The organism is uncultured Wocania sp. (assembly GCF_964021735.1).
GTDB lineage: Bacteria > Bacteroidota > Bacteroidia > Flavobacteriales > Flavobacteriaceae > Wocania_A.
Window position 1 is genome coordinate 21,518 of sequence record NZ_CAXIBN010000016.1, and the last position, 7,448, is coordinate 28,965.

The window sequence follows — 7,448 nt, forward strand, 5'->3', positions numbered from 1 at the left end:
AATTATGGAAGAATTATCAAAACATTTTTTAAATAATAATAGAAGACATTTTTTAAAAAAAATGGGGCTAGGTATAGGAGGGTTAGCAGCAGCTTCATTACTAGATCCGTTTTCTTCGTTAGCAGGTGATAATAATTTAAACCTAACTGGTTTAAACTTACCCCATTTTGCTCCAAAAGCAAAACGCGTTATTTATTTGTTTCAAAGTGGTGGACCATCTCAATTAGACCTTTTTGATTATAAACCACTTTTAAATAAAATGAGAGGTCAAGATCTTCCAGATTCTGTAAGACAAGGACAGCGATTAACTGGAATGACGTCTGGACAAGAAAGCTTTCCGTTAGTAGGTAGTAACTTTAAATTTGATCAATACGGCGAGTCAAGAGCATGGGTAAGTAGTATAATGCCATATACTGCAAAAGTAGTAGACGAATTATGCTTTATAAAATCCATGCATACCGAAGCCATAAATCACGATCCAGCCATTACCTTTTTTCAAACCGGTTCTCAACAACCTGGTCGGCCAAGTATAGGGTCGTGGATGAGTTACGGATTGGGAAGCCTTAACGAAAACCTTCCTACATTTTCTGTATTATTATCTAGAGGAACTGGTCGCCCTTTTTCTCAGCCTTTATATTCTAGACTTTGGGGTAATGGGTTTTTAAGTTCTTTGCATCAAGGTGTTCAATTTAGGTCTGGTAAAGATCCTGTTCTATATTTAAAAGATCCAGAAGGCATGACGAGATCACAACGACGTGCCATGCTCGATCATATTAGTGAGTTAAACCAAAAGCAAGAGGCAGAATTTGGAGATCCAGAAATAAACAGTCGTATTGCACAATACGAAATGGCATACCGTATGCAAACTTCGGTTCCAGATACTATGAATGTTGAAGACGAACCAGAGCATATTATTCAAATGTATGGTGTAGATGCCATGACTCCTGGAACCTATGCAGCAAACTGTTTGTTAGCAAGGCGTATGGCAGAACGCGATGTGCGATTTATTCAATTGTATCATATGGGGTGGGATCAACATTTCGATTTACCTTCTCAAATAGAAAAACAAGCGAAAGATATTGATCAAGCCACAGCGGCACTCATTATGGACTTAAAGCAGCGCGGATTGCTTGAAGATACTCTAGTAGTTTGGGGAGGTGAGTTTGGAAGAACCAATTATAGCCAAGGGACTTTAACCGATACAAATTATGGTAGAGATCATCATCCAAAATGCTTTACTATGTTTATGGCTGGCGGTGGCGTTAAACCAGGGTTTACTTATGGTGAAACCGATGATTTTGGTTATAACATAAATAAAGATCCTATGCATGTGCATGATTTGCAGGCAACAATTATGCATCTTATGGGTATAGATCACACAAAGTTTACCCATAAACACCAAGGGAGACGATTTAGGCTAACCGATGTTTCGGGCCATGTAGTTCACGATATTTTAACTTAAAAATTTAATATGAGTCGTAGGCAATTTTTAAAACAGTCGTCATTATTTTCTTTAGGGATATTAACTTATCCTATGTGTGGTAACGCCTTAGAGTTTGGTTCTAAAAATGATGTTATTATTGGACACAATTCACATCGATATAAAGTAGATATGAATTGGGGGAATTTAGATCCATTAAAAACGCCTGTGAAAGATTGTCATGAAATGGTTCAGGATTCTAAAGGAAGAATCGTTTTGCTAACCAATCATACTAAAAATAATATTATTATTTACGATAAATCTGGAAAGCTCATTACAACTTGGGGTACAAAATATCCTGGAGGTCATGGCTTAACTTTAGTTAAAGAAAATGGCGAAGATTTTTTATTAATTACAGATTACGAACGCCATCAAGTGATTAAAACTACTATAGATGGGAAAGTAATTTTTGAAATTGATTACCCTGCCGATACAGGAAAATACAATAGTAAAGATGAATTTAAACCTACCGAAACTACCGTTTTAGAAAATGGCGACTTTTATGTGGCCGATGGTTACGGAAATCAATACATAATACATTATAACAACAAAGGAGAGTTGCTTAATATTTTTGGAGGGCGAGGAACAGAAAATGGTCAGTTTTTAAATGCACACGGTATTTGTTACGATAATAGAGATAAAAGTAATGCATCACTTTTAATTTCTGCCAGAGAGATGAATGTGCTTAAGCGGTTTGATTTAAAAGGAAACTATTTAGAATCAATTCCTGTTCCTGGAGCTTTAATTTGTCGACCAGTAATTCATAAAAACGATATTTACTTTGCAGTTTTAAAATCTAAAAATGCACCAAATAGCGATTCTGGTTTTTTATTAATTATGAATAAACAAAACGAAGTAGTTTCGTGTCCAGGAGCTACGTTTCCAGAATATAAGAATAATACTTTAGAAGAACTGTATCAAACCGTTAGACTGTTTAAGCATCCGCACGATGTTTGTATAGACGATGACGAAAATATGTATGTAGCACAATGGAATTCGGGGCAAACTTATCCTATAAAATTAACGCGTGTATGAAATTAATAAGATGTCTATGTGCAAGCATTTTTATACTGCTTAGTTGTAAACAGCAGCCACGTATTGAATTTTTGCAACAAAACAGTGTTAGTTTAGCACAGCCTAGAGTAATTGCTAACAAAACGTTTATCGATTCATTCGTAACGATTCAAGCGTATTTAAAAGTTAAAGATGTAGCCATTCATTACACATCAAATGGAGAAGTACCTAGTTTAAATTCAGAGAAATATACGCAGCCCATTAAAGTTTCCAATCCTGGAATTTATAAATTTAGAGCATTTCATAACAACTGGAAACCTAGTGAAGTTACAGAAATAGAGTTATTTAAAAAAGGAATTTCTGCAGAGGCTATTTTATGGCACACAAAAGCTTCAGAAAAGTATATTGGGCAAGGTTCACAAACACTAATTAATCAAACCAAAGCAACATTAAATTTTACCGATAACCAATGGGTTGGGTTTGATTCTGTTGCGGTAGCAACCGTTATGTTTAAGGAAAAAACCTTTATAAAATTGGTTACAATAAGTTATTTAAACGATGTTTCATCATGGATATTTCCTCCAGAAAGTATTGAAGTAGTTGTAAATAATGATAAAAAAATAAAATCGCTGATCCCTTTAAAAGAAGGTGTAGATAAGAAAAATGAAACGCTAAATGTTCCTATAGAAACAGAAGTTTTTTCGTTAAAAATTCAAGTCAATAATTTACAATCTATACCAGAATGGCACGAAGGAAAAGGGCAAAAAGCATGGTTGTTTATGGACGAATTTATATTTAACTAGTACATATAATTTAACAATGATTAAAAAAATAAAGGCACAAATTATTTTTGTTATATGCGTATTAGCTTTCAATACTACTTATGCCGATAATATAGACGATATCCCAAGAATCGTACTAGCATTAGGGCGGTTTCATCCATTAATTCTTCATCTTCCTATTGGAGCATTACTGCTTACTTTTTTCTTAGATATCATGGGTAGATTAAGAAAAAATTATCCCAATACCACCATTAAATATGCATTAGGGTTTTCATCATTTTTCTCAATTTTAGCTTGCATTTTAGGCTACTTTTTGTCTTTAGAAGGAGGATATTCAGAAGATGTAATGGATATCCATTTCTGGACAGGAATAGCATCAGCCATATTAATTACGCTATTGTTTCTATTAGCAGATAGAAAGGAAAAGCTTATTAAGCAATCATTCTTTCCACTTTTTGTTATAACCTTAGTCGGAATAAGTGTAGCTGGACATTATGGTAGTGTACTAACCCACGGCGATCATTTTATAACAGAGCATTTAAAACCATTACCAAAAGCAAAAACCATAACACATATAGACAGTTTAAAAATGTATGATGATGTGGTTTTAAAAATTTTTGATAGTAAATGTATAGAATGTCATAACACATCAAAAAGAAAAGGCGAATTAGCATTGCACTCTAAAGAAAGTATACTAAAAGGAGGTGAATCTGGTGATGTTGTTATAATGGGAAATGCAGGTGAAAGTATGCTGTATAAGCATATATTACTACCAATCTCAGACGAAAAACACATGCCGCCAGAAGGTAAGCCTCAACTAACTAAAGAAGAAATTTGGTTAATAAAATATTGGATAAATAAAAGTGAAGACTTTAATGCTAAAGTTGCTGCTATGCCTAAAAGCGATAGCCTAAATAATCTATTAAGTAAGTATTTAGTGTTCAATAAAAAGAAAATTAAAGAAGCAGCTTTAAGTGATATTAAAAATCTAAAGTCTGCTGGATTTTTAGTTAGAAAATTAGTGCCTAATATGCCAGAATTATGGGTGAAATTTAATAAAGACACCATATCAAAAAATGATATAAAAGAATTAACCCATTTGAAAGAACAAATTATAGAATTAGATTTAAGCAATTCTACACTAACAGATGTGATGACTTCTGAAATTAAAAAACTAAAAAATTTAGAAAAGTTAGATTTGAATAATACACAAATTACAGATAAAACTTTAGCGTATTTAGAAGAATTAAAAACACTAAAAACATTAAATTTAGTAAAAACCAGAGTGAGTGATGTTGGTTTAGAAAAACTCTTAGCATCAATAAATTTAGATAATGTTTATGCATGGAAAACAAGCATAACAAAAATTAAAGCAAAAGAACTTCAAAACAAGTTCAATGTAAATTTAAATAATGGGACTGTTGATGGTTTTGCAAAAATGACTCAAATAAAAGCACCAAGATTATTAACCAAAAACACACTTTTTATAGACACACTATCTATTAAATTAGACTCAAAAATAAAGAACACTAAAGTTTTTTATACACTTGATGGTACCGCACCAGACTCTACTTCTTTCGTTTATAAAGAACCTATTCTAATAAATAATACCACTAGTATTGCTATTAAAGCTTATAAAGAAGGATGGTTACCTAGCGAAATTAAAAAGGAAGATTTTATAAAAGTTACTCATAAAGTTGTAGATTATAGTATTGTGCACAAACCTGAAAAGCAATATTTTGGACCCAAAAAATTATTTGATTTTAAATTGGGTTCAGAAAATTTTAAAGATGAAAAGTGGAATGGTTATCTCGGTAACGATTTGAATACAACTTTAAATTTAGGTGAAATTAAAACCGTTCGTACTGTTACGGTAAATTGTTTGGGACGAATAAGAGACTGGATTATGTTTCCCAAAAGCATTCAGGTATATGCGTCTACTAATAAAACATCAGGGTTTAAATTGGTAGGTTCATTACCCATTATCGAGGACGAAAAAAATGAATCAACACAAATAAAGAAGTTCAATATTCAAATGCCAGAAAATACAAACGCACAATATTTTAAAGTTATTGCAAAAAATCCTAAAGTTTTACCAAAGTGGCATGAAGGTGCGGGTAATCCTCCATGGATATTTATAGATGAAATTATATTATGGTAAGAAAAAAACTAAACATTTTAAAAGTATCACTAGTACTATCTTTATTTTTAAGTAGTACAGTTGTAAAAAGTCAGATTGAAGAGCTACCCAGAGAAGAACGTCTTGAGTGGTTTAAAGATGCCAAATTGGGTATATTCATTCATTGGGGTATATATTCCGTAAACGGGATAGACGAATCTTGGTCGTTTTTTAATAAATATATTTCTCATCAAGATTATATGAAGCAGTTAGATGGATTTACTGCAAAAAAATATGATCCTGAATACTGGGCAAAACTTATTAGAGAAAGCGGAGCTAAATACACCGTGATAACTGCAAAACATCACGATGGTGTAGCACTATGGAACTCCAAACTAAGCGACTTAAATACAGTTAAACAAACAAAAGCAAAAAAAGATGTTCTAACACCGTTTGTAAACGCCGCTCGTAAGGAAAATTTAAAAGTAGGTATATACTATTCGTTATTAGATTGGTCGTATCCAGACTATCCAAATTTTTTAAGAGATAAAAAACGTTATACTAACGACTCTAAAAGATGGGAGAAATTCACAAAATTTAATTTTGGGCAAATAAAAGAATTAACCCAATACAATCCAGATTTATATTGGTTTGATGGTGATTGGGAGCAGTCTGCAGAACAATGGAAAGCTAAGGAAATACGTGAATTACTGCTTACAAAAACACCAAAAACAATTATTAATTCTAGATTACAAGGGTATGGCGATTATGCCACTCCAGAGCAAGGTGTTCCCATAACAAAACCTAAAAATAAGTTTTGGGAATTATGTATGACCATGAATAACGCTTGGGGTTACCAACCTAATGATAAAGAATACAAATCTGTAAACCAGCTTATCCGTATTTTGGTTGACTGTATTAGTATGGGAGGGAATTTACTTTTAGATATAGGGCCTAAACCAGATGGCACTATTCCACAAGAACAAATAGATATTTTGAAAGGTATTGGCCGATGGACAAGCAAGCATAAAGAAGCTATTTATGGTACTAGAGCAGGAATCCCTCATGGTCATTTTAATGGTTACACTGCGCTTTCAAAAGATAAAACTATTTTATATCTATATGTCGATAATAATCCCAATGGCGATTTACTTATAAAAGGACTAAAAAATAAAGTAAACAGAATATGGGTAGTAGGCAACGGAACAAAATTATCGTATAAAGTTATTGGTAAGCAATATTGGAGTACTGTTCCAGGGCTTTTGTATATAGACCTTCCAGATCAGGTACAAGATAAAGATGTTACCGTAATTGCTGTATTATTAGATGGAGAAGTAGATCTATATAGAGAAGAGGGACAAAAAATTGAAAGTAACTAAACGCATGGATATTATGAGAATTTTTAAATATTTAATATCCGTAACCTTTTTATGGTTAATATCCTGTAATCAAACAGAAAATCAAGTAAATGTAGATAAGCACCAATCAGAAACAAGCTTATTAGATTACGTAAACCCTCTAATGGGAACAGACTCCGATTTTAGTCTGTCCAACGGAAATACCTACCCAGCCATAGCTACACCATGGGCAATGAATTTCTGGACACCCCAAACCGCTAAAATGGGCGATGGTTGGGCCTATAAATACGACGATTACACCATACGTGGCATAAAACAGACCCACCAACCCAGCCCGTGGATAAACGATTATGCCGCATTTTCTTTAATGGCAGTAACTGGCGATTTAAAATATAAAGAAGACGAGCGTGCTTCATACTTTTCGCATAAAGCCGAAATTGTAAAACCACACCATTACAGTGTATATCTTGCAGATTATGATGTTACGGCCGAAGTTTCGCCAACAGAACGGGCTGCACATTTTAGGTTTACATTTCCCGAAACCGATTCGGCATACATTATGCTAGATGGCTTTTTTAAAGGGTCTATGGTGAAAATAATTCCTGAAGAAAGAAAAATTATAGGCTATTGCCGTAATAATAGTGGTGGGGTACCCGATAATTTTCATAACTATTTTGTAGCTGAATTTGATAAGG

The 7,448-nt window shown here is 33.2% G+C and carries 5 protein-coding genes and 1 pseudogene; all 6 read left to right on the top strand.

Annotated elements, in window-relative coordinates; all coding sequences use genetic code 11:
• Positions 1-4: 4 nt before the first annotated feature.
• A complete protein-coding gene (locus tag AADI82_RS02760; RefSeq protein ID WP_341214944.1) occupies positions 5-1,462 on the top strand; it encodes a DUF1501 domain-containing protein in 1,458 nt (485 codons plus the stop codon).
• A gap of 9 nt (positions 1,463-1,471) precedes the next feature.
• The gene (locus tag AADI82_RS02765) at positions 1,472-2,515 is read left to right on the top strand and encodes a 6-bladed beta-propeller (RefSeq protein WP_341214945.1); all 1,044 of its coding nucleotides are present in this window, start codon (positions 1,472-1,474) and stop codon (positions 2,513-2,515) included.
• Positions 2,512-3,297: a chitobiase/beta-hexosaminidase C-terminal domain-containing protein gene (locus tag AADI82_RS02770; RefSeq protein ID WP_341214946.1), complete on the top strand. Its 786-nt coding sequence runs from the start codon at positions 2,512-2,514 to the stop codon at positions 3,295-3,297. The genes AADI82_RS02765 and AADI82_RS02770 overlap by 4 nt, the downstream gene beginning before the upstream one ends.
• 16 nt (positions 3,298-3,313) lie before the next feature.
• A complete protein-coding gene (locus AADI82_RS02775) occupies positions 3,314-5,437 on the top strand; it encodes an FN3 associated domain-containing protein (protein ID WP_341214947.1) in 2,124 nt (707 codons plus the stop codon).
• Complete coding sequence (locus AADI82_RS02780) at positions 5,431-6,774, top strand: alpha-L-fucosidase (protein ID WP_341214948.1); 1,344 nt, start codon at positions 5,431-5,433, stop codon at positions 6,772-6,774. The genes AADI82_RS02775 and AADI82_RS02780 overlap by 7 nt, the downstream gene beginning before the upstream one ends.
• Before the next feature lie 4 nt (positions 6,775-6,778).
• Positions 6,779-7,448: pseudogene (locus tag AADI82_RS02785) on the top strand (glycoside hydrolase family 92 protein); the annotation flags it as partial.

Bases quoted from the DNA above. Each gene is read 5' to 3' on its own strand.
- AADI82_RS02770 (WP_341214946.1), top strand. From the start codon at position 2,512: ATGAAATTAATAAGATGTCTATGTGCAAGCATTTTTATACTGCTTAGT.
- AADI82_RS02775 (WP_341214947.1), top strand. From the start codon at position 3,314: ATGATTAAAAAAATAAAGGCACAAATTATTTTTGTTATATGCGTATTA.
- AADI82_RS02780 (WP_341214948.1), top strand. From the start codon at position 5,431: ATGGTAAGAAAAAAACTAAACATTTTAAAAGTATCACTAGTACTATCT.
- AADI82_RS02760 (WP_341214944.1), top strand. From the start codon at position 5: ATGGAAGAATTATCAAAACATTTTTTAAATAATAATAGAAGACATTTT.
- AADI82_RS02765 (WP_341214945.1), top strand. From the start codon at position 1,472: ATGAGTCGTAGGCAATTTTTAAAACAGTCGTCATTATTTTCTTTAGGG.